The organism is Micromonospora rubida, assembly GCF_009908295.1.
Taxonomy (GTDB): Bacteria; Actinomycetota; Actinomycetes; order Mycobacteriales; family Micromonosporaceae; genus Micromonospora; species Micromonospora rubida.
Genome location: NZ_JAAALO010000001.1, coordinates 627,850 through 651,429, shown reverse-complemented (window position 1 = coordinate 651,429; position 23,580 = coordinate 627,850). Strand labels below are relative to the sequence as shown.

The 23,580-nt window shown below is 71.6% G+C and carries 21 protein-coding genes and 3 pseudogenes; 13 read left to right on the top strand and 11 right to left on the bottom strand.

Going from position 1 to position 23,580, the window contains the following annotated elements; all coding sequences use genetic code 11:
* Nucleotides 1-233 precede the first annotated feature (233 nt).
* Genes GVV04_RS02790 through GVV04_RS02780 form a run of 3 tightly spaced genes read left to right on the top strand, consistent with a single transcriptional unit; the run spans nt 234 to nt 5,187 of the window.
* Complete coding sequence (locus tag GVV04_RS02790) at nt 234-1,340, top strand: NYN domain-containing protein (RefSeq protein WP_161684135.1); 1,107 nt, start codon at nt 234-236, stop codon at nt 1,338-1,340.
* A 56-nt stretch (nt 1,341-1,396) separates the two neighbouring features.
* Complete coding sequence (locus GVV04_RS02785; RefSeq protein WP_161684134.1) at nt 1,397-3,460, top strand: ABC transporter ATP-binding protein; 2,064 nt, start codon at nt 1,397-1,399, stop codon at nt 3,458-3,460.
* On the top strand, nt 3,457-5,187 hold the full coding sequence (locus GVV04_RS02780; RefSeq protein ID WP_161684133.1) for an ABC transporter ATP-binding protein: 1,731 nt from the start codon (nt 3,457-3,459) through the stop codon (nt 5,185-5,187). Before GVV04_RS02785 ends, GVV04_RS02780 begins: the two co-directional genes overlap by 4 nt.
* Nucleotides 5,188-5,458: 271 nt before the next feature.
* Here the strand turns inward: GVV04_RS02780 and GVV04_RS34690 are convergent.
* From GVV04_RS34690 to GVV04_RS32700, 4 genes and pseudogenes are all read right to left on the bottom strand, one after another.
* Nucleotides 5,459-5,600 (bottom strand): annotated as a pseudogene (locus GVV04_RS34690) (transposase); the annotation flags it as partial.
* A 187-nt stretch (nt 5,601-5,787) separates the two neighbouring features.
* On the bottom strand, nt 5,788-5,988 hold the full coding sequence (locus GVV04_RS02770; protein WP_328822167.1) for a helix-turn-helix transcriptional regulator: 201 nt from the start codon (nt 5,986-5,988) through the stop codon (nt 5,788-5,790).
* 24 nt (nt 5,989-6,012) lie between these two features.
* Nucleotides 6,013-6,249, bottom strand: coding sequence for a GntR family transcriptional regulator (locus tag GVV04_RS02765; RefSeq protein WP_161684132.1), 237 nt, complete (start codon nt 6,247-6,249; stop codon nt 6,013-6,015).
* A gap of 268 nt (nt 6,250-6,517) precedes the next feature.
* Nucleotides 6,518-6,718: a helix-turn-helix transcriptional regulator gene (locus tag GVV04_RS32700; protein ID WP_328822166.1), complete on the bottom strand. Its 201-nt coding sequence runs from the start codon at nt 6,716-6,718 to the stop codon at nt 6,518-6,520.
* 135 nt (nt 6,719-6,853) lie between these two features.
* Here GVV04_RS32700 and GVV04_RS02755 point away from each other — a divergent pair, with 135 nt between their 5' ends.
* On the top strand, nt 6,854-7,123 hold the full coding sequence (locus GVV04_RS02755; RefSeq protein WP_161684130.1) for a hypothetical protein: 270 nt from the start codon (nt 6,854-6,856) through the stop codon (nt 7,121-7,123).
* Complete coding sequence (locus GVV04_RS02750) at nt 7,120-8,001, top strand: helix-turn-helix domain-containing protein (RefSeq protein WP_161684129.1); 882 nt, start codon at nt 7,120-7,122, stop codon at nt 7,999-8,001. Before GVV04_RS02755 ends, GVV04_RS02750 begins: the two co-directional genes overlap by 4 nt.
* 90 nt (nt 8,002-8,091) lie before the next feature.
* On the opposite strand, the gene GVV04_RS02745 is transcribed toward GVV04_RS02750, so the two are convergent.
* Nucleotides 8,092-8,736: a dihydrofolate reductase family protein gene (locus tag GVV04_RS02745; RefSeq protein ID WP_161684128.1), complete on the bottom strand. Its 645-nt coding sequence runs from the start codon at nt 8,734-8,736 to the stop codon at nt 8,092-8,094.
* A 74-nt stretch (nt 8,737-8,810) separates the two neighbouring features.
* Here GVV04_RS02745 and GVV04_RS02740 point away from each other — a divergent pair, with 74 nt between their 5' ends.
* The 3 genes from GVV04_RS02740 to GVV04_RS02730 all read left to right on the top strand — a co-directional run bounded on the left by GVV04_RS02740 (nt 8,811) and on the right by GVV04_RS02730 (nt 11,787).
* Nucleotides 8,811-9,368, top strand: a complete 558-nt coding sequence (locus GVV04_RS02740) for a winged helix-turn-helix transcriptional regulator (RefSeq protein WP_161684127.1) — start codon at nt 8,811-8,813, stop codon at nt 9,366-9,368.
* An 80-nt stretch (nt 9,369-9,448) separates the two neighbouring features.
* Nucleotides 9,449-9,886: a hypothetical protein gene (locus GVV04_RS02735; protein ID WP_161684126.1), complete on the top strand. Its 438-nt coding sequence runs from the start codon at nt 9,449-9,451 to the stop codon at nt 9,884-9,886.
* 50 nt (nt 9,887-9,936) lie between these two features.
* Entirely contained in the window at nt 9,937-11,787 is a 1,851-nt protein-coding gene (locus GVV04_RS02730) for a UvrD-helicase domain-containing protein (RefSeq protein ID WP_201752797.1), read from the top strand.
* Between the two features lie 599 nt (nt 11,788-12,386).
* On the opposite strand, the gene GVV04_RS02725 is transcribed toward GVV04_RS02730, so the two are convergent.
* Nucleotides 12,387-13,019 (bottom strand): CG0192-related protein, encoded by a 633-nt coding sequence (locus GVV04_RS02725; protein WP_161684125.1) that lies wholly within the window; start codon nt 13,017-13,019, stop codon nt 12,387-12,389.
* A gap of 273 nt (nt 13,020-13,292) precedes the next feature.
* Between GVV04_RS02725 and GVV04_RS02720 the strand changes: the two genes are divergently transcribed.
* Complete coding sequence (locus GVV04_RS02720; protein WP_161684124.1) at nt 13,293-13,652, top strand: hypothetical protein; 360 nt, start codon at nt 13,293-13,295, stop codon at nt 13,650-13,652.
* Nucleotides 13,639-14,700, top strand: coding sequence for a T3SS (YopN, CesT) and YbjN peptide-binding chaperone 1 (locus GVV04_RS34255; protein ID WP_161684123.1), 1,062 nt, complete (start codon nt 13,639-13,641; stop codon nt 14,698-14,700). The genes GVV04_RS02720 and GVV04_RS34255 overlap by 14 nt, the downstream gene beginning before the upstream one ends.
* An 82-nt stretch (nt 14,701-14,782) precedes the next feature.
* On the opposite strand, the gene GVV04_RS02710 is transcribed toward GVV04_RS34255, so the two are convergent.
* Nucleotides 14,783-18,085, bottom strand: coding sequence for a CHAT domain-containing protein (locus GVV04_RS02710; RefSeq protein ID WP_235965659.1), 3,303 nt, complete (start codon nt 18,083-18,085; stop codon nt 14,783-14,785).
* 236 nt (nt 18,086-18,321) lie between these two features.
* Between GVV04_RS02710 and GVV04_RS32015 the strand changes: the two are divergent.
* Nucleotides 18,322-18,471 (top strand): annotated as a pseudogene (locus GVV04_RS32015) (IS5/IS1182 family transposase); the annotation flags it as partial.
* 160 nt (nt 18,472-18,631) lie between these two features.
* Here GVV04_RS32015 and GVV04_RS32690 read toward each other — a convergent pair.
* Nucleotides 18,632-18,886, bottom strand: a pseudogene (locus GVV04_RS32690) (mycothiol transferase); the annotation flags it as partial.
* Nucleotides 18,887-19,040: 154 nt separating this feature from the next.
* Between GVV04_RS32690 and GVV04_RS32685 the strand changes: the two are divergent.
* Nucleotides 19,041-19,433 carry an HflX-like GTP-binding protein gene (locus GVV04_RS32685; RefSeq protein WP_235965541.1) on the top strand — a complete coding sequence of 131 codons (393 nt, stop codon included), beginning with the start codon at nt 19,041-19,043 and terminating at the stop codon, nt 19,431-19,433.
* Nucleotides 19,434-19,645: 212 nt separating this feature from the next.
* Nucleotides 19,646-20,950, top strand: coding sequence for an MFS transporter (locus GVV04_RS02695; RefSeq protein WP_328822165.1), 1,305 nt, complete (start codon nt 19,646-19,648; stop codon nt 20,948-20,950).
* Nucleotides 20,951-21,074: 124 nt separating this feature from the next.
* Here GVV04_RS02695 and GVV04_RS02690 read toward each other — a convergent pair whose 3' ends face one another.
* From GVV04_RS02690 to GVV04_RS02680, 3 genes are all read right to left on the bottom strand, one after another.
* Nucleotides 21,075-21,485: a hypothetical protein gene (locus GVV04_RS02690; RefSeq protein ID WP_161684121.1), complete on the bottom strand. Its 411-nt coding sequence runs from the start codon at nt 21,483-21,485 to the stop codon at nt 21,075-21,077.
* Nucleotides 21,482-21,832, bottom strand: coding sequence for a hypothetical protein (locus GVV04_RS02685; RefSeq protein ID WP_161684120.1), 351 nt, complete (start codon nt 21,830-21,832; stop codon nt 21,482-21,484). Before GVV04_RS02685 ends, GVV04_RS02690 begins: the two co-directional genes overlap by 4 nt.
* A 242-nt stretch (nt 21,833-22,074) precedes the next feature.
* Complete coding sequence (locus tag GVV04_RS02680; RefSeq protein WP_161684119.1) at nt 22,075-23,385, bottom strand: extracellular catalytic domain type 1 short-chain-length polyhydroxyalkanoate depolymerase; 1,311 nt, start codon at nt 23,383-23,385, stop codon at nt 22,075-22,077.
* Nucleotides 23,386-23,580: the final 195 nt, after the last annotated feature.

Genomic DNA, 23,580 nt, shown 5'->3' with positions numbered 1-23,580 from the left:
GGCGACCATTACCTATGGTCATCGGCTTCGTACGAGTGGTGGCCCTGGAAGACGTGCGGCGGACCGGCCTCGCGCGGTTGGAGGGCGCACGGCGACCGGCCCCCGCAGGGCCCGGACCACACCGAGCGGGAACGGCGGGCCTGGCTGACGGAACTATAGATCGACTGATCCGCCCTACCCGCCACGGCACGTACGGGCTGGTAGGCCGGTGTCCCCGGCGTAGGCTGGCGGCCGTGGATCAAGAAGACCGGATCGCCCTGTTCCTCGACTACGAGAACCTCGCCCTGGGGGCGCGCGAACACCTCGGCGGCATGGCGTTCGACCTGCGTCCCATCGCCGACGCCCTCGCCGAGCGCGGTCGGGTGGTCGTGCGGCGGGCGTACGCCGACTGGTCGTACTTCGACGAGGACCGCCGGATGCTCACCCGCTCCCACGTCGAGCTCATCGAGATGCCCCAGCGGATGGGCGCCTCCCGCAAGAACGCCGCCGACATCAAGATGGCCGTCGACGCCGTCGAGTTGGCCTTCGAGCGCGCGTACGTCTCGACGTTCGTGATCTGCACCGGCGACAGCGACTTCACCCCGCTGGTGCACAAGCTGCGCGAGCTGAACAAGCGCGTCATCGGCGTGGGCGTGGAGAAGTCCACCTCGGCGCTGCTGCCGCCCGCGTGCGACGAGTTCCTCTACTACGACCGTCTCGAAGGCGTCGACGCCCCGCCGACGCGCGGCCGGCGCGGCCGACCGGCCCGGCTGCCCCACGCCGAGGCGCCGCCGGTGGAGCAGGAGCGCGAGCGTGCGCCGGAGCGCGAACCCGAGCCCGAGCCGCAGCCGACGGCCGAGGAGTCGGCCCGCGACGCGGACACCCTCGCCGTCCTGGTGGCCCAGACCGTCGCCGGCCTCCAGGGCAGCTCCGGCGGTGAGGTGACCGCCTCGACGCTCAAGCGCACCCTGCTGCGCAAGGACCCCACCTTCAGCGAGTCCGACTACGGGTTCCGCACCTTCGGCGAGTTGCTGCGGCACCTCGCCGCGCAGCGGGTGGTCGAGCTGGCGGAGGGCCCGGCCAAGGGCGATCCCGAGGTGTCCCTGCCCGAGCACGGCGACCAGGAGGTGGCGTTCGCGCTGGTGCGCTCCGTGGTCCAGGACCTGGCCGGGGCCGACGGGGCGGTGGCCCTGTCCGGGCTGAAGAACCAGCTGCGTCGGGTCCGGCCCGACTTCAGCGAGAAGAAGCTCGGCTACCGCGGCTTCCTCCAGTTCTGCAAGGCAGCCGCCACCAGCGGGGCGGTCCGGCTGGAGTGGAGCGCGGACGCGGACGACTACCTCCTCACCACGCCGACCACCTGACCGCGCCGCGCGGAAATGGGCCTGCATGCGGCGGGGTCGGTGGGTAGCGTGGGCGGGTGCCGCCGCAGATTCCCCACCCTGACCCCGGCGTTCCGGACACGAGAGGGCCGCTGAGGTACATCTGGTGGCTGGTCCGCTGCCAGCCCTGGCGGGTGCTGCGCGGCAGCCTGTTCGGCACGGCCTGGATGATCGGGCTGTCGGTCCGGCCGTACCTGATCTCCCGCGCCGTCGACGACGGGCTGCGCGCCGGCGACGACGCCGCGCTGCTGCTCTGGGTCGCGGCGATCGTCCTCGCGGGCGCGCTCCTGGCCTGGCTCGGCATCATGCGGCACCGCACGATGACCTTCATCCGGGAGGACGCGACGGCCCGCTCGGCGGCGGTCCTGCTGCGCCAGCTCGCCCGGATCGGCGCGGTGCTGCCGCGCCGGCTCGCCGCCGGGGAGGTGGCCACCGTCGGCGGCTCCGACATCAGCCACACCTCGCAGGTGCTGACGCTGACCGGGCCGGGGGTGGGCGCGGTCGTCGCGTACGCGGTCATCGCCGTCGTGCTGTGGTCGGTGTCCCCGCTGCTCGCGGTGTGTGTGCTGCTGGGCGTGCCGGCCATCGCGCTCGTCGTCGGGCCGCTGCTACGCCGCCTCGAACGGGCCGAGTCGGTCTACCGCCAGCAGCAGGGCGAGCTCACCACCCAGGCCGGCGACATCGTGGCCGGGCTGCGGGTCCTCGCCGGGGTCGGCGGCCGGGGCCTGTTCGCCCGCCGGTACGCCTCCAGGTCCCGGGGCCTGCTGGCCGAGGGCTACCGGGTCGGAGCCGTCAACAGCTGGATCGACGCGCTGGCGGTCGCCATCCCGGGGCTGTTCCTCGCGGCCGTGGTGTGGCTCGCCGCCCGGATGGCGGTGACTGGCGACATCACCATCGGGCAACTGGTCGCCGTCTACGGTTACGTGGCGACCCTCATCGTGCCGGTCTGGTTCCTGCTGGAGGGCAGCTATCAGCTGATCCGGGGCCGGGTCACCGCCGGCCGGATCGTCGCCCTGCTCACCCTGGTTCCCGACGACGCGGGCGGCCCACGCGAGTCCGCCGGCCCACGCGAGTCCGTCGAGCCGCGCCGGGCTGGTGAAGCGCGGCGGGCCGACGAGCCGGCAGCCCGGCCCGAGGGCGGCCCGCCGGCCACCGTGCCGCCCGTCCGCCCGCCCGGGATCCGGGCCGCCCCGGGCCGGCCCGGCGACCTGCACGACCCGGCCACCGGGCTCACCGTTCCGGCCGGCCGGCTGGTCGGCGTCGCCGCTACCGACCCCGGCGAGGCCGACGCGCTCGCCGACCGGCTCGGCCGGTACGTCCCCGGCGACGTCACGTGGGGCGGCGTGCCGCTGGCCGCGATCCCGCTCGACGACGTGCGGGCGCGGATCCTGGTCGCCGATCACGACTCCTACCTCTTCGCCGGCACACTGCGCGACGTCCTGCGGGGCGGGCGGGTCGGGCCCCGGGCCGGCAGGCTCGACGACCAGGCCGGGCCAGCCGGCGACCGGGGCGGCAGGCTCGACGACCAGGCCGGGCCAGCCGGCGACCGGGGCGGCAGGCTCGGCGGCCGGGCCGGGGGAGCCGGCGACCGGGTCCGGCTGGGCGGTGGCGGCGGCCGGGGCGACGAACACCCGGCGCACGCCGACGACGACGCGCGGCTGACGGCGGGCCTGCGGGCGGCGTCGGCCGAAGAGGTCGTCGACGCGCTGCCGGACGGCCTCGACACCCCGCTCGGCACCCGCGCCCGCACGCTCTCCGGCGGCCAGCGGCAACGGGTCCGGCTGGCCCGGGCGCTGCTCGCCGAGCCGGAGGTGCTGATCCTGATCGACCCGACGTCCGCCGTGGACGCGCACACGGAGGCGCGGATCGCCGAGCGGCTGCGGGCGGCGCGAGCCGGCCGGACCACGATCCTGCTCACCACCTCGCCGCTGCTGCTCGGTCACGCCGACACCGTCGCCCACCTGCGCGCCGGCCGGATCGTCGCCACCGGCACCCACGCCGAGCTGCTCGACCGCGACCGTGGCTACCGGGCGCTGGTGGCCCGGGACGGCGACGCCGCCGACCTCGACCCGTCCGCCGGAGTCGAGGGGGTGCTGCGATGAGCGGGCTGCCGGTGGCGGACCGGGCCGCCGTACGCCGGGCCACGGTGGACCTCGTCGGCCGGGACCGGCGGGCGGTCGCCGTCGTGCTGGCGCTGCACGTCGCCGCCACGGTCGCCGGGCTCGCCGCGCCGTGGCTGCTCGGCCGCATCGTGGACCAGGTCGGCGCGGGCACCGGCGTGGCCACCGTGGACCGGCTGGCGCTGGCGATCGTCGGCTGCGTGCTGGCGCAGGCGCTGATCTCCCGGTACGCCCAGTATGCCGGCCACCGGTTCGGGGAGCGGGCCGTCGCGCGGCTGCGCGAGGAGTTCGTCCGGCGTACCCTCGCCCTGCCCGTCTCCGTCGTCGAGCGGGTCGGCTCCGGGGACCTGGCGACCCGCAGCTCGGTCGACGTGTCGACCGTCGGGACCACCGTCCGCGACGTCGTGCCCACCATGGTCATCGCGTCGGCGCAGCTGGCGCTGCTGTTCGGGGCGATCTTCCTGCTGCACCCGCTGCTCGGCCTGGTGGCGCTGGCCGGGCTGCCGTCGATCTGGGCGGTGACCCGCTGGTACCTGCGCCGGGCCAGTCCCGCGTACCTCGCCGAGGGGGCCGCCACCGCCGAGCTGACCGAAACGCTGACCACCACCGCCGAGGGTGCCCGCACCGTGGAGGCGCTGCGGCTGACCGACGAGCGGATCGGGCACGGCACCGACCGCATCGCCCGGCTCTGGGGCACCCGGCGGGCGACCCTCGCGCTGCGGACGGTGTTCTTCACGGTGGTGGAGGCCAGCTATCCGCTGCCGGTCGCCGCGGTGCTGCTCGTCGGCGGCTATCTGCTGTCCCGGGGGACGGTGTCGCTGGGGGAGGTGATCGCCGCCGCGCTCTACCTGCAACAGGCCATCGACCCACTGGACCGCATCCTGATGTGGACCGAGCAGGCACAGCGCGGCATCGCGTCGTACGCCCGGGTGCTCGGCGTCGGCCAGGTGCCGCCGGAGCCGCCCGGCACGGTCACCCCGCCGCGGGGGCAGCGGCTCGTCGCGCGCGGGGTGCGCTTCTCGTACGCCGACGGCCGCGACGTCCTGCACGGCATCGACCTGGAGGTACGCCCCGGCGAGCGGCTGGCCGTCGTCGGCCCGTCGGGGGCGGGGAAGTCCACCCTGGCCCGGCTGTTCGCCGGCATCGACGCCCCCCGCGAGGGTGAGGTGAGCATCGGCGGCTGCCGGGTCACCGACCTGGACCCGGCCGAGCGGCGTCGCCGGATCGCCCTGGTCACCCAGGAACACCACGTCTTCATCGGCTCGGTCCGCGACAACCTCGCCTTCGCCGCGCCCGACGTCTCCGACGAGCGGATGCGCTCCGCGCTGGTCGACGTGGGCGCGGACTGGTACGCCGACCTGCCCGACGGCCTCGACACCCCGCTCGGCGACGGCGCCCGGCAACTCGGCGCGGCCGAGGCCCAGCAGCTCGCGCTGGCCCGGCTGGTGCTCGCCGACCCGCACACGCTGATCCTCGACGAGGCGACCGCCGCGATGGACCCGACCACCGCCCGGCGCACCGAGCGCGCCCTCGCGGCGGTACTTACCGGGCGGACCGTCATCGCCATCGCGCACCGGCTCAACACCGCGCACGACGCGGACCGGGTCGCGGTGCTGGAGGACGGCCGGATCACCGAGCTGGGCAGCCACGACGAGCTGGTCCGCGCCGACGGGACGTACGCCGCTCTCTGGCGCTCCTGGCACCACTGACGGTCTGGCGGCGGCCCTGCTTGGGGTTTCCCTATGGGTTTCGTCAAGCGGCGATGGGCGGGGCGGAGCCGGTCGTCGTTGCGACGCTACCGTTTCCCCTCCCGACGCCCCGGGCCGGCGTCAATGCTGGTGCCGCGACGCCGCACCACCACCTCGCGCCGAACGCCGCCCCGCCCCTGTCGCGTGCGGTACCGCCCCCGAATCTTGGACAGTTTCCGTCGACAGTGGACGATAACTGTCCAAGAATCGCGATTCATCGGACGCGGTTGCCCTGGGCGCGTTTGCGGTCGTCGTAGCGCGGCTGATGGGGCGGCGAACGCAGCGAGGAAGAACGCCCGTTTGAGGTGCTTACTGCCGCCGTGAGCGGGGTGTTCGCCGCAGATGCTGCTGCCGGATCGGCGGGTGACCGGCGCAGCGGCTGTGAGCCTTCGAGCCGGCAGTCCGAAAGGCCGCCGAGTGGGACGGCGCGCTGACGGAGCTGACGGCCGACTGGCTTGCCGGGCGTGCCGGGGCGCTACCAACGGCGGGCGGTCGAGGGCGTCCTACCCGATGGAATGGAGATCTTGCGGTGCGATGGCGCGGGTGGACGGGGTGTCCTGGCTAGGCTTTCTGGTCCTGGAGGTCCGGTCGGTGGTCCTTGATCCACCGCTCCACGTCCTCGGTGAGCCAGATCCGTCCGACCGACAGGACGGCCGCCGGGTCGGGGAAGGTCTTCGAGTTGGTGATCTGGTAGGCGCGCGTCCGGGAGACGCCGAGCATCTCCTGTACTTCCTGGCTCGCCACCAGCCGAAGCTTCCCCACGCGGCCATGGTGAGAGCAAACGTCCTACGGGTTCTGCCCCGAGGTGTCGGCCACGAAGACGCCGATGCCCATGCGGCCGACCAGCTCGCCAAGCTCGATCATGGAGTCGAGGGCGCGTCGGATAGTCATGTGGCTTGTGTCGTACTCCTCGGCCAGGAGGCGCGCGGAGGGAAGTTTGCTCCCTGGCGGGTAGATGCCGGCCTTGATCTTCGCGCGCAGGTCATCTCTGATCTGTCGCCAGAGCGGCTGGGCGTACGGCATGAGGTCAGCAAAGCAGTCGCTTTGATGAACATGTAAAGCATCCCCAGCCTATCTTTACAGGCTTTATAGGAGTGCTACGCTCAAGCCGGGCCAGCGAGAGGGCGGTGGAGGTGATTCTTGCGGCTACGGGTGATCGGGGCTGACTCGCGTGCCAGGTGGTGCCCGGTGGGGTGCTGCCGGCGGGAGGTGGTCAAGTGCGTCCTACCCGATGGGTTGGAAATCTGGCGGTGCGCGACGGCGCAGGTCGAGCTTGGACGGGTTGTCCTGGCTAGGCTTCCCGGTCCTGGAGGTCCGGCCGGTGGTCCTTGATCCACCGCTCCACGTCCTCGGCGAGCCAGATCCGTCCGACCGACAGGACGGCCGCCGGGTCGGGGAAGGTCTTCGAGTTGGTGATCTGGTAGGCGCGCGTCCGGGAGACGCCGAGCATCTCCTGCACCTCTTGGCTCGCCACCAGCCGAAGCTTTCCCACGCGGTCACGGTAGAAGCAGGCGAACTGAACATGTGTTCTCTGTGCGGATGCTCTCTTCATCCGAACCTGAGCGGGTAGGCTGTTCACCTGTTCACTCTTGAGTCGATGCAAGACGCAACGAGAACGGGAGGGTTCATGGGCAGGTGGTGGAAGTGGTTCCTGCGGCCAGGGAAGGTCGCGGTCGACCTGACCGGGCAGGTGGTGCCGGACGGGGACGTGTCGGGGCGCTGGCGGCGGGAGACGGTCGAGGGCGTCGTACCCGATGAGGTGGAGACCTCGCGGTGCGACGGCGCGATCGTCTACGAGTGGCCCGAGCGGCGGCGGGCGGCCCCTGGGCCGAACCAGCGCGCGGAGCGGTACCGGGCGAAGCCGTCTGACCGAGGGCATCAAGGGGAGCTCCGATGACTGAGGACCTGGGGTCGACCGTGCCGCGCCGGCAGCTCGGGCGGGCGTTGCGGGACCTGCGCACCGAGGCGTGCATGACGCTGGACGCCGTTGGCGAGGCGTTGCAGTGCAGCCGGCAGAAGGTGTGGCGGATCGAGAGCGGCAACGGTTCGTCGCGCGCCGTCGACGTGCGGGCCATGTGCGAGCTGTACCGGGCGAGGCCCGAGCTGACCGGCGCGCTGACCGCCCTGGCGGGGGAGACGCGGGAGAAGGGCTGGTGGCACGCGTACGGTGGCGCGGTCTCCGACTGGTTTGACCTGTACGCGGGCCTAGAGTCCGCCGCGTGCCGGCTCCGCGAGCACGCCGAGGCGCTGGTCCCCGCCTTGTTGCAGACCCGGGCGTACGTGTCGGCCGCCGGCCCGCGCCGCCCCGGGACGCCCGCCGAGGAGCGGGAGCGCCTGATCGACGTACGGCTGAAACGGCGGGCCCTGCTCCGGCGGCGGCTGCCCCGGCCGCCCCGGTTCGAGGCGGTGCTCTCCGAGGCGGCGCTGCTGCGGGTGGTGGGCGGCGCGGCGACGATGGCGGAACAGCTCGGGCACCTGGCGGAGGCGGGCCGGCTGCCGCACGTCTCGGTCCGGGTGGTGCCGCTCGCCGCCGGCCTGCACGCCGGGGACGTGTCGGGGTCGTTCGTGCTGCTCGACTTCCCGCTCGGCATGCGCGTCGATCCCGAACTGTCGGTCGTCTACCGCGAGTCGTTGACCGGCGCGCTGTACCTCGACCGGCCGGCGGAGCTGGCTGCGTACGAGGGGGTCTGGGCCAGCCTCGACGCGCTGGCCCTGGACGAGGAGGAGTCCCGACGGCTGATCGTCAAGGTCATGGAGGAGGTCCACCACGGCTGAGCCGACCTGTGGGCGGCACCGGCCCGGTTCGGTCCCTCCGGCGGCACCGGAGCAGATCGGCCGGGCTGGTGCGATCGCGCGGGTCGGTGGTCATCGTCTCCAGAACAGGAGGTGCGTGACTCCGCTGGGGCTCGGCACCGACTCGAGGTGGAAGCGGTCGAGAAGATCGGTGTGGCTCTCCCACAGTCGCTCGCCTCGACCGTGGTCGACGGGCGCCACGACGATGTGCATCGTGTCGACCAGGTCGGCCTCGATGAACTCGCGGATCGTGGCAACCCCACCACCGAGGCGTACGTCCCGACCGGCGGCGGCCTCCTTCGCGCGCGCCAGCGCCTCGGCCGGGGACGCATCGAGGAAATGGAAGGTGGTGTCGGCCAGGGTGAACGACGGGCGTTCGTGATGGGTGAGCACAAAGACCGGCGTGTGGAACGGCGGGTTGTCCCCCCACCAGCCCTGCCATTCGTGGTTCTCCCAGGGGCCGCGCTGGGGGCCGAACTTGTTGCGGCCCATGATCTCCGCCCCGAAGTTGTGGTCGTAGTCGCGGGCCAGGTAGTCGTCCAGGCCGCGGGTGCCGCCGGGTTCGGTGCCGTACATGAAGCTGGCGGTAGCGGTGCGCCAGGAGAACAGGGAACCGGGGTCGACGTGGCCGAAGGGCCGCTCCAGGCTCTGCCCCTCCCCGGTGCCGAACCCGTCACGCGACACGGTGAAGCTCTGCACCCTCAACAGCTGCGGCATGTCTTCTCCTTGGGACCTGACGAGCAACTTCCGATTGCAACGTGCAACCGGTTGCACCATACTACGCTGGTGGCATGTCGCAACCAGTAGGGGTCGGTCGCCTGCCCGTGCCCGAGGGGAAATCGGGGTGCCCCATCAACCTGACCGTCGAGCTGCTGGGCGACCGATGGAGCCTGGTCGTGCTGCGGGACGTCATGTTCGGCGGCCACCGGCACTTCCGTGAGCTGCTCACGAACTCGATCGAAGGCATCGCGTCGAACATCCTCGCCAGCCGCCTGTCGAAGCTCGTGGACGCGGGCCTGCTCAGTCGGCACGGTGACCCGAGCCACCGACAGAAGATCGACTACCGGCTCACCGAGGCGGCGATCGAACTCGTTCCGCTCATGGCCCATCTCGGCGCCTGGGGCTCCCGATGGCTCCCGACATCACCCGAGCTGTCGATCCGCGCCCAGCTTCTCGCCGACGGCGGCCCTGAGATGTGGGAGAGGTTCATGGACGAACTCCGCGCCACGCACCTCGAAGGCCGTCCGCACCCCGCCGACGGCGTCCTCGCCGAACTCACCCTGGCCTACGAACGCGCCGCTTCCACAAGCAAGAGAAGTACGGCGAGATACCGTCCGACACCTATGTGAATCCCAAGGCTCGCGCGCGAGCGGAAGCGGGCCAGGGAGCGGGCGGAGCGGGAAGCCCGGCAGGGTGGAGGAGGCGAGCAGTGAGTGTGATCATCCGGATGTGGGCTCAGGGCGAGATCCCGAACTGGGACGCCGTCTACTACGCCGACGGCCACGCGTTCGAACTGGACGAGGACCCGTCCGCCCCTGCGGGACTGCGAATCGCCGAGGAATTCGACGCGGAGGAGGAACTACGCGAGGAGCCCGAGGCGACGACCTGGTTCGGCACTTTTCAGACGGTCGACCTCGACGCGGGTCAGGGCTACTTGTGCTGCGGTGAGTGCACATACCACGGGTCCGCCGGATGGTTCGCACGTCTGGACGCGGCAAGGCAGCTCGTCTGGGTTGTCCATCTGACCCTCTCCAACCCGTTCAACGAGATCGCGGTTGGCGGTGGGCAAGCCACGTTTCGGTCGACGAACGGCGTGACGATCACTGTGGACATCCGAGAGCCAGAGTTCCGATTCGTAGGTTCGTAGGTTCGTAGTGTCCACAGCCCCGCACAGTGCGGCAATCGGCCTGCCGCAGCGTGGCCACCGTCAACACGGCGACGCGGGCGCTGGAGGTCCGCAACGCCGTCGCCATCGAGCAGCTCATGCCCGCGCTGGAGAAGGCTGCGGCGCGGGCGCCGACGCTGCTCTTCGCCCGCCACTCCGACACGGTGCTGCGTGACCTGGGCATCGACGACCAGGTGCTGCGGGCCGTACGGACGATCATCGACAAGCCGCAGTTGGAGGCGTTCGGCACGCTGCTGCCCGAGGACCAGTTCGAGGTGTTGCAGTATCTCGCCGAGGGCTTCTCGCCGGAGGCGGTCTACCGCGACCTCGTCACCCAGCGCCGGCCGGTCGACGCCACCTCCGAACCGAGCGAGAGCCTGGCGATGGCGATCGCGAACACCACCAGCCGCATCACGCTGGTGACCCGGCCCGACGAGCTGGCCGAGATCCTCGACAAGCCGTTCGCCGCCTGGCGGGTATTCCTCCACCCGTCGCAGCGGCGCGTCGCGTACCGGGTCTCCTACAACGGGCCGGCGCAGGTGACGGGGGGCCCCGGCACGGGCAAGACGGTGGTGGCCCTGCACCGGGTCAAGCACCTGCTCGCCCGCTCGCCCGACAGCCGGGTGCTGCTCACCACGTACACCAACGCCCTGGCCGCCACCCTGCGCGAGAACCTGGCGCTGCTCCTCGACGACGAGAAACAGTTGACGCGGGTGGACGTGACCACGGTCAACGCCTACGCGAACCGGACCGTGCGCGGCCTCGCCGGCCGCGTGCCGGCCCCGATCGGGGACGCCGATGAGCGGCAGGTCTGGCGGCGGGTGTGTCGACGGCTGGACCTGCCGTGGACCGAGCAGTTCCTCGCCCAGGAGTACCGCCACGTGATCCTCGCCCAGGACGTGCGGGGCCGGGAGGCGTACCGGGAGGTCAGCCGGCGTGGCCGGGGCTCGGCGCTGGGCCCACGGCAGCGCGACCGGGTGTGGGACGCCGTGGAGATGTTCTCTGCCGAGCTGACGGCGGCCGGCACCGCCACGCACCTGCAGGTGTGCGCGCGGGCGGCGCGGCTGCTCGACGGCGCGGACCTCGCCGCCCACGGGTTCGACCACGTCGTCGTGGACGAGGCACAGGACCTGCACCCCGCGCAGTGGCGCGTGCTGCGCGCGGCGGTGCCGCCCGGCCCCGACGACCTGTTCATCACCGGTGACCCGCACCAGCGGATCTACGACTCCCGGGTGTCGCTCACCGCGCTCGGCATCTCCGTCGCGGGGCGCAGCAGCCGGCTGCGCGTCAACTACCGCAGCACCGAGGAGATCCTGACCTGGGCCACCGGCGTGCTCGTCGGAGCGCGGGTCGAGGACCTCGGTGGCGATGGCGACGACAGCCTTACCGGGTACCGGTCACTGCTGCACGGCAAGCGGCCGCACACGCAGGGCTATCCGACGCCGCAGGCCGAGACGGCAGCGCTCGTCAAGCGGGTGGGGGAGTGGCTGGAACAGGGCGTCCGGCCGAGCGAGATCGCCGTCTGCGCGCGGTTCAACACCGTCCTCGGCAGCGTGCAGGACGAGCTGACCGGGGCCGGGATTTCCGCCGTGCGGGTGCGCGACCAGCCCGGCGCGGACGTCAACGGGGTACGCCTCGCCACCATGCACGCGATGAAAGGGCTGGAGTTCCGCTGCGTCGCGGTGGTGGGCGTGACGGCCAAGGCTGTTCCCTTCACCAAGGAAGTCACGCCGAGTGAGGTCGATCAGCTCCAGCACGACAGCGACATGCTCCGGGAACGCTGCCTGCTCTTCGTCGCCAGCACCCGAGCTCGGGAGGCACTGCACGTGTCTTGGAGCGGTGCATCCAGCCAGTTTCTGTCGTGGGTCTTCGATCACCAGTAGGAAAGCCCCGACCGGATCTGCCACCCCCTCGCCGGCGATGTCGCGGTCAACGAGTGGCGGTGACTCCCTCGCGCCGACGAGCCAGCCGTTCCGCAGGCTGAGGTGCCGGGCGGGTCATGCCAACTCGTCCCTTTGCTCTGCTGCCGTCACCGCAACACCAGCACCGCGCAGCTGCTTCACATCGCGGGCCGGCACGGGCGGACGGCAGGAACCGTCGGTCACGCTCCGCGTGCGTTGCACAGGAGGCAGCAGAGCAAAGGGGGCCGAGCAGGTATCCCCCCCCCGCAGGTCGGCGACGACACTAACGCCTGCGTCAAAGCCAGCGTCGGCGCTCCCGGTCAATGCCTTGCCTCCCGCCCCGCCCCCGGCCGCGTGGGACTCCACGATCGTTCGCTGATTGTGGAGAACTCGCCCGGCACGGTCCAGCTCGGGGATCAGCGTGCGGGCCGGCACCCCGACCGCGCCGGCGGCTGGTCCATCGGGATCCAGTACGCGCCCTCGGGCACGGTCAGGCCGAAGGCGGGCTCCGAGCGTAGGGCCGGGAATTTCCGGCGGTCAATTCCGGTTTCGGGCGGAGGTTCCGGTTCGCCGGCCAGGCGTCAGCGCGGCGCCGCGTACGCCAGCGGCAGCGGTGCCGGCTGCCCGTCCCATGTGCCGGTCAGCCGGGCCCCGTACAGCCCGGTGTTGCCACCGACCAGCCGGACCACGGACAGTTCGACGGAGTCGGTGACGATGTGGGTCGGGTCGCCGTCCTCGACCCGGTCGACCACGCCGACCTTCGGGACGTCGAATCGCCCCGCGCCGTCGGCGGCGATCCCCATGCTGGGCACCCGGTGCTCACGCCGGCCGTCCACCTCGAAGTATTCCTCCGCCTGGCCGGTGCCGGCGAGGATCGCCCCGGCCAGGGCCGCGGCGTACACCGGGTCGCCGCAGGCGTCGTACACCCAGCGCCGGCCCAGCACCGAGTGCTCGCAGGTGCCGACGAGCCATGATCCGGCACCGTCCAGCGGCGCGCCCCGGTAGGTCAGCGGCACCTGGTAGATCGGCCCGGCACCGGCCCGGACCAGCATGGTCTCGATCCCCACCTCGCCGGCGGGGTCGTCGAAGCGGTACGCGGCGACCCGCTCCACGACGACGTCTACCTCCCCACGGAACCACGGGCGCCCGGGAAGCCAGGTCTCCAGGAGTTCGAGCTTGGTGGGGCGGATCTCCGCCCGGTGCAGCAAAGCCATACCCGGATCATAGGGAAGCCAGCCCGTCCCGTCCCTTACGGGCCGGGCTGCGGCGCCACCACGCGCGCCGCTCGCGTCGGCGGCGTCGGCAGGGCGCTGACCGCGGCCGTGGCCGGCGGCCGCGTTCATCGCCCGTGCGCCCGGCAGGCCGCCGGCCCTCACCCGTCCCGGATGGACGGTGGCTTGTGCCGTCCGGTTACCGTCGGCGATAACGTCGACATCCGCGCGGAGGGCGGCGCGGGTGGTAAATCTCTCGATCGCTAGGGTAGGGACGTGTCTCTATGGATGGCCGCGATGTGGGGAATGGTCGGCAGCGCCGTCGCCGAGGCACTGAACCTCTACGGCATGATGCGCCCGACCACCGAGTCCAAGGGGCGGTGGCAGTGGCCGTGGCAGGACCGGCGGGACCGGCCGATCATCGTCTTCGCCGTCCTGCTGCGGGCGGTGGCCGGCACCGGCCTGGCCGCTGCGGCTGGTGCGGGTGGCCTGGCGGAGACCGCGTTCGCCAGCTTCACCTTCGGGGTGGCCGCGCCGTTGGTGATCGCCAAGATGTTCGACCAGATCCGGATGGTGGAGCCGCCGGCAGGTCCGCCCGCCGCCGGCCCGGACGGTGAGCACGATGACGGCGCGTGACACCCTGTGGAGCCGCCTGGTCGCCGGGCTGGCGGCCCGGCCGGCCGTCACCGCCACCGCCACCCCGGTGCCCCGGCGCACCAGGTTGGCCGCCGCGCTGGCGGCCCGGCCGGTCACCGCCCCGCGCCGCCCCACGGTGGCGGGGCCGGCCGATCAGCACGCCGGCGACGGCAAGCTGACGGAGCGGGTGAAGGAGATCCTGGCCACCGTCCTCGGCGTCACCGCCGACCAGCTCCGGGTCGACGCCGACGGCGACGTGGGCATCCGCGCCGGCTCCGCCATGATCTTCGTACGCGCCCAGGACGACCCGCCCCTGGTGGACGTCTTCTCGCCGCTGCTCACCGGCGTCGAGCAGACGGAGACGCTCTACCAGCGGCTGTTCGACCTGACCAACGGGCTGGTCGTCGGCCGGATCTACTGCACCGGCGGGACGGTCTGGGCGTCGATCCCCGTCTTCGGGCAGGACTTCGTCCCCACCCACCTGCTGCTGGCCGTGCGCGCCATGATCGCGCTGGCCGACGACCTGGACGACCGGCTGCGCCACGAGTTCGGCGGCAGCCGGTTCTTCGGGTCGGAGGCCACCGGGCTGACCCCCGTGCCCGACCCCACCGGGTATCTTCGCGACCTCGCCGACTCCGGGGACTCCGGCGCGATGGGCGCCGGCCTGGTCCTGGTCGACCTGCTGGCCGACCGGGGGCACACCGACGAGCTGCGGCTACGCGCCGACCACGGCGACTGGCACGCTGCGGCCCGCCTGGCCGCCCTGCTGGCCGAGCGGGGGCAGACCGACGAGGCCGAGCGGTACTGGCGGGTCGCAGCCGACCACGGCGACGTGCGGGCGTACGACGAACTGGCCGCCCTGTTGGCCGCCGCCGGTCGCCCGGACGAGGCGATCGACCTGCTCCGCAGGGCCGTCGACCAGGGCAGTCGGCGCTCCCTGTCGCTGCTGGTCACGCTGCTGACCGAGCACGGCCGGCTCGACGAGGGCATCGACCTGCTGCGCCGGTGGGCGGCCCGCAGCGCCCCCGACAGCGCCCCCGGGGACTGACGGATCCCCTTCGATGAGCCTGTCACGATCGAGACCGTGTTGGCCTCGGGCTGCCGGAGAGCCGCTAGCGAGACAGCCCCGCTCACGGCCCGAAGTGCAGGTGGGCGGCCCACAGCGAGGGCGTGTCGGGGGATTCGTCCCGCAGGTCGCGGACGACCTCGTGCAGGACGCGCGCGGCGTCGCCGACGGTGACGGTGGCGGTGTGCTGGTCGTGGAGGCCGCGGTAGAAGCGGCTGGCGATGACGGCGGCGAACTCGTCGTCGACCGCCCAGAGGGTGCCGATGACGTGGGGAAAGCCCGCGAGTTGGAACGCGGCCGCAAGGTGGATGGCCTCGTCGAGGAAGCGCTCGACTTTGTTCAGTGCGGTTTCGCACGCCGACAGGTAGGCCAACTGGGCGCGGTCGAGGGCGACCGGGGCCAGGTGCGCCACCGTCAACGGCGCCTCCGCGTGGTCGTACAACAGGAGCGTGCTGGCTGCGGGCTCGGTCGGATGGTGCATCCCGTGGCAGGCAAAGTGCGCGATCGCGCTGGACGGCAGTTCGTCGAGGACCCGGCGTGCGGTGGGGAGGGCGGGTCCGGGCACGGCGTCCGCCGGGTCGGGTGGCGCGCTCAGGACGAGGGGGTCGGGGAGCAGGGAGGCGACGACATCGACTTCTACGCGGACATGCGGGAGTTTTCCGCCACCGCGCAGGCCGGGTGTGGTGGGCATGGCGACGACGAGCGAGCGTTGGGGCGGGCGTGCCGTGGCGGGGGACCGGCGGGCGTGCCGCAGAGCGCCGACGGTGGACGTGTACGAGGATATGACGCGGTCCAGGACGGCGCGGCGCGTCGGCGTCGCCGGGTCAGCGTGGTGACCGGCTGCGTGGAGGGGCAGTAGGGCGAGTTGGCCGCAGGGAATCCACCAGATGCGCGGCCACCGGCGGGCGTTCTCCGACGGGGTGCGGCGCAACCCCAGGTGGTCCAGCACCGGCCCGGTCACGCTGTCCCACAGCCATTCGAGGACGGCCCGCAGATCAGCTTGACGATCTGTTGTGGTTGCGACTGGCCGCAGGTCTCGGGTGCTGGGGCTTCTGGTGGCTCTCCGGAGAGCACGGTGGAAGGCGCTGACCCGATCGGCGAGCACCTCCGTGGTCAATCCGGGCAGCTCCACGCACTCGACCCGGTCGTCGGTGACGATCAAGGCGTTGCCGCGGTCGGCAGTGACGGTGAAGGCCACGAGTGGCCCGTGTGCGGCCTCCGCCAGCAACTCCCCGGCGTCCGGGGGCAGGCCGAAGCTCGCGAACCCGTCCACCTCGCGGATGTGGCGGATGGCCTCGGCCAACTCCTCGGCCAACCGAATCCGGTCGGCCGCGTCGCCCGCGCGGGCCGAATCGGGGCGGCCCGCAACCTCAGACATGATCACGAACCGTTCGGAGACCGACTTGGTGCGGCCCGCCACCGGGTCGGTGTGTACCCGCTGGGCGGTGTGCTGGTCGAGGCGATCCGTCAGCTCGGCGAACCGTGTCGCCAGGTCCGGTCGGATGGCGCGCAGATCGGTGAGGTCGCCGCGGGTCTCCAGGCTCTGACTGAGCAGTATTGCGCGCCCGGCCTCCAGAAGGGCCATCGCTCGCGCGGCACGGTGGGACACGGGCGTAGCCGGGCTCGCCAATGCCGCTGCGGCGGCCCGGTTGGCCAAGCCTGCGACGGCGGCGAGCCGGGCCTGCTGGTCGGGGCGGGGAAGGCGGCGAGGAACCAACTCGGGCAGCGACCTGACCGCAGCCTCCAGCAGATCGGCCGCATCAGCGAGGTCGTTGTTCTGCTCAGCGACGGTCGCGGCGATCCGGGCGGCTTTGATCCGCTCAATCGGCGGTGCGGAAAGCACCCGGGTAGCCTCGGCAGACGCTTTCGCGGCGTTGTCGAGGTCTTCCTGGTGACCGTAGTGGCGGTAGCGTCGCCACAACGCGAGACCCAGGTTGGCCAGCCACCTGGTGCGGTCAGGATGGTCGACTGGGGCGGTGGCCACCGCCTCCCGGAGGACTGCTGCGGCCTCGTCCAGGTCGGGCGCGGCCCCGGTGTGCTCGAACCGGCTCGCCAGTGCGCTGCCGAGCCTGTCCAGTCGTCCTACCCGCTCGGGGTGGCTGATCGGGGTCGCGGCCACGGCTTGGCGGAAGATGTCCACCACTTCGTGCAGCGCGTCGGGTCGGTCGTCCTTTTTCGCCTGGGCGTGCAACGACGTGCCAAGAATTGAGAGGCGCGATGCCCGGTCAGGATGGCCTTCCGGAGTGGCTGCCATGGCCTCGCGGTGAATTCCCACGGCCAGATCGATGTCCTCCGGGTCTTGGAGGAAGTCGAACCGCGCCGACAGGCAGGAGCCGAAGTTCCACAGCGTGTTGGCGTAACAGGGGTGGCCGAGGCCGGTGGCCGCGACGCCCTGGGCAGCGGCGGCCACGGACTCATCGAGGTCGTCCACCGAACCGGTCGAGCGAAACCGGGTGAGCAATGCCGCGCACAGGTTCAGGAAGTACACCGCCTGATCGGGGTTGTCGAGAGAGGCTGTGGCCGTGGCTCGGCGGGAGAGCTCCACCGCCGCGTCCAAGTCGGTCATCCGCCCCGCCCGGTTGAACCGCGCGAGCAGGGCTGCGCCGTGGCTCGACAGGTACGCGCCTGACTCGGCGGCCTCGCTCGCCAGGCCCACGGCCTCGCCGAGCGCCTCGACGGCCGCGTCCAGATCGCGTGCCGCCCCGGTGTGCGCATACCGGGCGCGCAGACTGATGCCCAAGTTCTGTAGATGCGCCGCCCGGTCAGGATGACCAGGGGAGACCGCGTTCAGCGCCGAGAAGCCGGCGTCCACCGCCCGGTCCAGATCCGCGATGTCCCCGGTTTTCTCGTAACGGTCGCGTGACATCATGTTGAGGTTCTGGAGAGCGATCGTCCGCACCGGCCCGCCCCGCTGGGCAGCCGCGATTGCTGACTCCGTGGCGTGAATTGCCTCGTCCAAGTCGGCGCCCGACGCGGACAGGCGGAACCTGGTGTGTAACGCCCGCCCCAGATTCAGCCAGCACGTTGCTCGGCTGGCTTGGTCAGCGCTCGTGGCGCCCAGGGCGACGCGGTGCGCCTCCACCGCCACGGCCAACTCGTCCGGCACTCCAGTCCGGTTGAACCTGGCCTGCATCGCCGCGCCGAAGCCCGCCACAGCGTTCGCCCAGTCGGAGCCGCTCCGGGGCGCGGAACACAGAATCCGGTCCCAAAGGTCGATGAACGAAGGCAGGCTGTCGGCATCAGCCCGCACTGTGCCACCAATAGCTGCCCGGATCGCGTGTTGCGCCAGGTGCGGCAGGAGCATTCCGGTGTCGTCGACGGCATCCGCAGGGAGACCCACCGACCGCAGTGCCTCAGCGTCGAGCATCGCCACGGGGCCTCGCTCCCCAGTGATCCGACGCAGCAGACTCGTCACCTCATTCGGTGATTCCTCACGACCACGCATCACACCTCCCGGTCGGCCTGCTCACCACCACCTGACGGACTGCCAGCGGCCCGCGAACCGTTCAGTCGATGGCACGGCGTAACGGGGTGATCTCGCCCAGTTCGGGCTCGCTGTTGGTCGAGATGGCTTCGAGCGGCCGGCGTACGGCCGACGGGACGAAGGGCTACGCCCACGACTCCACCCGCCGCGCTTTGCGGTACCGCGGGATCCGGCACGTCATCCCGGAACGCTCGGGCCAGGTCGCCCGCCGAGCCGCCAGGGGCAGCGCCGGCGGGCGACCACCCGCCTTCGACCGGGCGGTCTGCAGGCTGGCGTCGAGGGCAGCCTGCTCCACTCGCTGGCGGTAGTCCAGCCACCATGACTTGTCGGCGGGGGCAGGTTGTCGTTCCTGGGCAGCAGCCCGGCCGCGCCGTCGATGAGTTCGCGCACGATGTCAGCGTGGCCGGCGTGCCGTTGCGTTTCCGCGACGACGTGGACCAGGACGTGGTGCAACGTGACCGCTGCATCGCCCCACCAGGGCACGCGGCCGGCCTCATCCAATGCAAGGGCTTCAATGGTGGTGTCGGCGTGGGCAATCGCGCGACGGTACAAGTCGACGATCTCCTCGCGGGTCTCATCTGGGGCCGCCCACATGTCGGCATTGGCCTCCGCTCCGTCGCCGACGTACGGCAGATCCTGCTTGAACGGTCGGCCGAACACGACGCCGAAGTAGAGGATCTCCATGGCCGCCGAATGCTTCACCAGACCGAGCAAGTCGGCGAGATCCACGGCAGGAAGTGGTGAGCGTGGCGTTCCGTGACCAGCGGAGCGGCGTCGACTCGGGATCGCAGCTGTCTCCTCGATGCCCGTAAGGCGTCTGGCATGGCACGATCGCCTCGTGCGGCGATATCCGGGCGGGCCACCGATCTCCGTGCTGGCGGGCGCCAACGTGGTGCTCGTGGGCCTGTTCTCGGCGAGGGACAAAGAGTTCGGCCGGAAGCTCGATCTGCTGGCGAATTCGGTAGAGGCACACGGTGGACGGGTGGTGAGCCAGCACGTCCAGCGGCGGGGTGTCTCGGACGGCGGTGCGGCCAAGATGACTGAGCCGTTTTCGCGGCGGACACTGCTCGGCCCTGGCAAGGCGCGCGAAGTCGCACAAGCGTGCCTGGCCGCGAATGCCGACGTTGCCGTCTTCGTGAACCCGCTGACGGACCACCAACGGGCTGTGCTCGGCGACTTGTTCGGGTGCATCGTGATCAGCGGCGAGGACCTACCCGCACCCGGCCGGTGAGTGTCCACCCATGCCCCCGTTCGCACGTCACGAAAAGATCAGAGTCGGTCGACCACGGATGGCGGCGCGTTGACGTCTCAGGCTGTGATCGGCCTGTCATCGCGTGCTGCCCTTGAATCGCGCTGCACAGCGAGTCTTCCCCACCTGCACCGTCAGTACGTTTGTCGTACGGCGGTCGGTGCGCCTCCTCCGCAGCAATCCAAGGGGTCTCTGTGCCGTCCGGCTACTCCGCCGTTTCCGATTCCGCTCGATCCGTCACGCCGAGCCTGTGGCGCAACTCGGACTTCCGCAGCCTCTGGATAGGCCAGACGGCCTCACAGTTGGGCGAACACGCGAGTCTGGTGATCCTGCCGCTGATCGCCGTCCTGACGCTCAACGTCGGCGCGGATCAACTGGGCGTCCTGCGCGCGGTGGGGCAGGCACCGCAGTTGCTGCTCGCGCTGTTCGTCGGCGTGTGGGTGGACAGGTGGCGGACCCGCACCGTCATGGTCCTGGCGGACCTCGGCCGAGCCCTGGCGTTGGGCGGAGCCGCCGTGGCCGCCCTCGTGGGCGGCCTCGGCCTGCCAGCGCTGCTGGCCATCGCCTTCACAATCGGGGCCCTGTCGGTGTTCTTCGACGTCGCCTACCAAGCCTCTCTCGTACGCCTGGTGAGACGCGATCAGCTGCTGCAGGGCAACAGCGCGATCGAGGGAAGCCGGTCCGCGGCCCAGATCGGCGGTCCCGCTCTCGGCGGGACGATGATGTCCCTGCTGTCGGCGCCGATCGCCGCCGCGTCCAGCGCCCTGTTCTTCGTGGTGTCGATCCTGGGCATCTCCCGTATCCGTCACCGCGAGTCGATCCCGCAGCACCCGGGCGGTCCCCAGCGGATCTGGCGGCAGATCCACGAGGGCCTCCGCTTCGTCGTCCGCGACACCTGGCTACGTACCGTGTGCCTCGCCTCGGCCGCATTCCAGGTTTCCTTCGCGGCCATGATGACCGCCTACCTGCTCTTCCTGCCACGGGAGCTGCACCTGTCCGGCACCGCCATCGGACTGGTGCTCGCCGCGACGGGGCCGGGCGCGCTCGTGGGCTCCCTGCTCGCCGCCCGCCTCCCGAGCCGCCTCGGTTACGGAACCGTACTCGTGGCGGCGGCGGCCATCGGTGATGGCGTGCTGCTGTGCGTGCCCGCGCTGCACGGCACCTCCGTGGCCACCATTGCCGCACTAATCGCGATCAACCTCGTGTTCGGGGCCTTCGGCCAACTGGTCAACGTCGCTGTCATGGCCGTCCGGCAGGCCGTCACCCCGAACACGATGCAGGGCCGCGTCACCGCGACGCTCACCTTCGCCGGCATGGGCCTGACGCCATTCGGCTCGTTGCTCGGCGGCCTCCTCGCAGAACACTGGCGGATACGCCCGGCGCTGCTGGTCACGGTCGCCGGCATGATGCTGTCACCCGTGCTGATGGCCCTGTCCCCGCTCGCCCGCCTCGGGCCGGCGCTTCCGGCACCAGCTGCGACTCATGATCACGTGCACTGATCTGCCGCCGACCGGGCGTCACGGTGACCATGTCGGGGAACCCCGGCTGTGGTCGCCATGAGCGCGTTGCTGGCGCAGGCGGGACAGCGCATGCGGGTGCGGCATGCCGCGCCGTACGCCGGGATCAGCCGCCGGGGCAGCCACGGCCGCCGCTGATCGGGATGCATTGGGTGCCGCCGTAGGGTGCCGGCTCCTGGTTGGCCGGCGTCCAGCCGATCAACGGACCAGTGGCCGCGCTTCCCACGATCGCGACAGCAAAATAGATCAGCACCATACCCGCCAGTGACCAGACGAAGTGGCGAGTCCAGTACTGATCGCGGGCGAGCCGGGCGAGCAGCACCCCAGCCACCGGGAGTGCCAGGTTGAGGACCAGTGCCGCGGTCAGGATGGTGCCCGTGGTCGAGCCGAACGCACGTGCCGCCGCGTGGGTCGCGATGGAGGGCGAGGACGTCCGTCGAACCAACCCGACGATGAGCAGGAAGGGCACGCCGTAGAGCCAGGCGAGGAGCAGTGCGCCGAGCCCGATGCGCTTCATCGGGCACCCTGCCAGACCGCACCGACCACAACCGCAACCGCAGCACTGCCCAGCGCCGACAGGGTGCCGGCGAGGATCGAGGAGGGGACTCGGCGCGCGAGCAGGCCGATGATCACCAGCGTGGTGATCAGCAGACCCGCGAGGACCGGCGCGCCGAGGATCAGCATCAGGCCGATCTCCTCCTGCGGTGTCAGGCAGCTGAACGCCGCCGAGCAGTCCTGGTTCGGCGTAGCCGGCATCCCGGACCGTCCGACGAAAACAGCGGCGATCGCGGTGGCGTACCAGCCGAGCGCGACGAGAGCGCTGAGCCCGAACGACGCTCGGCGCGGCGCATCCACATCATCCATGCCCACGAACCTGCCACGGCTTCGAGACCTGACCTATCCGTCTTCGTACTCATTTCCGGATGGGTGCCGACCGTCAAGGCAGGTCCGACGGCGTCATCAGCCTGGTGTGGATGCACCGTCCGGGGGTCCCCCGACCGGGCGTCCCCTGACCGGGGGCCGCGGCCGTCCCCGGCCACGGCCCGGCGGACAGGGCGGCGGTGGGCGCCGGAGTCCCCGACGCCCACCGCCGCCCGCGCGGCCGGTCAGGCGACGGCGCAGGCCGCCCCGTTCAGGGTGAACGAGGTCGGCCTTGCGGTGTTGCCGGTGTGGGTCGCCTGGAAGCCGATGTCGACCGAGGCGTTCGGCGCGATGGCGCCGTTGTAGGAGACGTTACGGGCGGTAACTGCCCCGCTGCCGGGGGAGTAGGACGCGTTCCAGCCGTTGGTGATGGTCTGCCCGCCCGGCAGGGTGAACGCCAAAACCCAGCCGTTGACCGCGGTGCTGCCGGTGTTGGTGATGGTGACGGCGGCGGTCAGGCCGCTGTTCCAGGCGTTGACCGCGTACCCGATCCGGCAGGCACCACCGGGCGGCGGGGTGGTCGGAGGCGGGGTGGTCGGAGGCGGCGTGGTCGGCGGCGGGGTGGTGGGCGGGGTGGTGCTGTCGAGGCCGAAGAAGCGGATGGCCTGGGCGGCGTCCACGGGCAGGTTGTGCGACACGCCGCTCATGCTGATCGCCTCGACCGGCGCGGTGGGGCCGCTGCCGCCGTACCGGGTGCGGGTGTGGCCCGACTGCGGGGTGTCGGTGTACGTCGGGGTCTGGCTCAGCCCGTGCACGTTGGTCCACTGCTTGACCTCCTCCCCGAAGTTGGGGTAGCGCAGGACCTCGTCGTTCGTGCCGTGCCAGAGCTGCATCCGGGGCCGCTTGCCCGTGTACCCGGGGTAGGCGTTGCGGACCAGGTCGCCCCACGCCTGCGGCGTCCTGGTGAGCTGCCCGTTGGCGCACTCGCTGTTCCACTCCGAGCCGTTCGTGGTGGCGAAGCAGCCGAACGGAACGCCGGCGAACGCCGCGCCGGCGGCGAACACGTCGGGGTAGAGGCCGAGCAGGACGTTGGTCATCATCGCCCCGGAGGAGATGCCGGTGGCGAAGATCCGGTTCGGGTCGACGGGGTAGCGCTGCCGGACGTAGTCGATCATCGACTTGATGCCCACCGGGTCGCTGCCGCCGTCGCGGCGCAGCGCCTGCGGCGAGGCGACGTCGAAGCACTGGCTGCTCCGGGTCACCGACGGGTAGACCACGATGTAGCCGTACCGATCGGCCAGGGCGGCGAACTGGGTGCCGGAGTACATGGCGGGGCCGGTGCCGGTGCAGTAGTGCACCGCGACCACCAGCGCCGGTCGGGGCGCGACGTTGTCCGGAACGTACAGGTACATGCGCAGGTTGCTCGGGTTGGTGCCGAAGCCGGTGACCTCGGTCAGCGCCGCGGCCGACGCGGGGGTCGGGACGGTCAGCGCCGCCAGCGCGGTCACCGCGGCGGCCGCCAGGGCGGCGCACAGCAGTCTGATCTTCGCTCTCATGGACGGGTTCCTCCGGAGGACGCGAATGGGGCGGGGTTGCCGATCGAGGCTGCCCGGCGCCCGATCATGTCCGGCTCAGGAACATCCATCAGTATGGATGGCCAGCTCCCGGCTGGCAACCTGCGGAGTGGTGCCGACGGGCGGAACGGCCGCCTCCCTCGGCGAGTTCCGGGCCCGGCGGGATAACGTTGCGTT